This is a genomic window from Dietzia sp. IBK-p2-16D (assembly GCF_057773085.1).
Genome location: NZ_JBYMTL010000021.1, coordinates 1 through 525 on the forward strand (window position 1 = coordinate 1; position 525 = coordinate 525).

Here is a 525-nt window from a genome sequence, read left to right on the forward strand (position 1 = left end):
GATAACAACACGGACAACTGGAAGAAGCTTCAGGAGACTGAGTATATGTCGACTAGAGCGAAGATTTCCAATCTTCCTCCGATGTACGGGACGGACTATGACGATCAAGCTCTCTAGCGTATTCGAGTATCTGGTAAAAGCGTTCATGATTATTGGGTCGGTGTTTGTTCTCCCGGTACCTCAAGGAACGAATATTGAGCAAGCGATAGGGTTTGGGTACATGACTCAAGAGCTGTTCTTTAGATACGGGGTCATCGTTCTTTTCTCTTTTGCTTGCATGATTCCAAGACTTCGGGAACTTCAGTTTAATTCTTTCCCAATGCTGATTTTAATTGTTCTCCTGACTTCTCTTCTTTTCGGGTTTGGGATTATAAAGAGATCAGGAATTTTAAATCTGTTCATGGGATTAGCGCTTTATAAGGTAATTTACGAATACTTCGATTTAAACAGATTGAAAAGCGTTGCGTGGTGGTTTGGATGGTTGCTATTTGCGAATTTGATATGGTGCGTTCTTCAGTGGTTTGG

At 41.5% G+C, this 525-nt stretch carries 1 protein-coding gene; it reads left to right on the forward strand.

Annotated elements, in window-relative coordinates:
* Positions 1-97 precede the first annotated feature (97 nt).
* Positions 98-525: hypothetical protein (locus AC3DE3_RS17135; RefSeq protein ID WP_488370825.1), on the forward strand; the 428-nt coding region annotated here is incomplete at its 3' end.